1 rRNA gene is annotated in these 1,434 nt (G+C 54.7%); it reads right to left on the reverse strand.

What is annotated here, in order from left to right:
- Positions 1–67: 67 nt before the first annotated feature.
- Positions 68–1,434, reverse strand: a 16S ribosomal RNA gene (locus LCM09_RS20565); the annotation flags it as partial.

A 1,434-nucleotide genomic window follows, 5' to 3' on the forward strand; every position in this document is an offset into this window, starting at 1 on the left:
TCTTTCAAAACTAAACGAAACGCTCATGCAAGTTTGGCAACCAATGTTGCCTCGTAATTCTCCATAGAAAGGAGGTGATCCAGCCGCACCTTCCGATACGGCTACCTTGTTACGACTTCACCCCAATCATTTGTCCCACCTTCGGCGGCTGGCTCCAAAAGGTTACCTCACCGACTTCGGGTGTTACAAACTCTCGTGGTGTGACGGGCGGTGTGTACAAGGCCCGGGAACGTATTCACCGCGGCATGCTGATCCGCGATTACTAGCAATTCCGGCTTCATGTAGGCGAGTTGCAGCCTACAATCCGAACTGAGAACGGCTTTATGGGATTCGCTTCACCTCGCGGTGTTGCTGCCCTTTGTACCGTCCATTGTAGCACGTGTGTAGCCCAGGTCATAAGGGGCATGATGATTTGACGTCGTCCCCACCTTCCTCCGGTTTGTCACCGGCAGTCACCTTAGAGTGCCCAACTGAATGCTGGCAACTAAGATCAAGGGTTGCGCTCGTTGCGGGACTTAACCCAACATCTCACGACACGAGCTGACGACAACCATGCACCACCTGTCACTCTGTCCCCCGAAGGGGAACGTCCTATCTCTAGGAGTGGCAGAGGATGTCAAGACCTGGTAAGGTTCTTCGCGTTGCTTCGAATTAAACCACATGCTCCACTGCTTGTGCGGGCCCCCGTCAATTCCTTTGAGTTTCAACCTTGCGGTCGTACTCCCCAGGCGGAGTGCTTAATGTGTTAACTTCAGCACTGAGGGTGGAACCCCCCAACACCTAGCACTCATCGTTTACGGCGTGGACTACCAGGGTATCTAATCCTGTTCGCTCCCCACGCTTTCGCGCCTCAGCGTCAGTTACAGACCAGAGAGCCGCCTTCGCCACTGGTGTTCCTCCACATATCTACGCATTTCACCGCTACACGTGGAATTCCACTCTCCTCTTCTGCACTCAAGTCCCCCAGTTTCCAATGGCCCTCCACGGTTGAGCCGTGGGCTTTCACATCAGACTTAAGAGACCGCCTGCGCGCGCTTTACGCCCAATAATTCCGGACAACGCTTGCCACCTACGTATTACCGCGGCTGCTGGCACGTAGTTAGCCGTGGCTTTCTGGTTAGGTACCGTCAAGGTACCGCCCTATTCGAACGGTACTTGTTCTTCCCTAACAACAGAGCTTTACGACCCGAAGGCCTTCGTCACTCACGCGGCGTTGCTCCGTCAGACTTTCGTCCATTGCGGAAGATTCCCTACTGCTGCCTCCCGTAGGAGTCTGGGCCGTGTCTCAGTCCCAGTGTGGCCGATCACCCTCTCAGGTCGGCTACGCATCGTGGCCTTGGTAAGCCGTTACCTTACCAACTAGCTAATGCGCCGCGGGCCCATCCTACAGTGTTAGCCAAAGGCCAACTTTCAACGTTGCATCATGCGATGCTA

Source organism: Guptibacillus algicola (assembly GCF_020171805.1).
Lineage (GTDB): Bacteria > Bacillota > Bacilli > Bacillales > Guptibacillaceae > Guptibacillus > Guptibacillus algicola.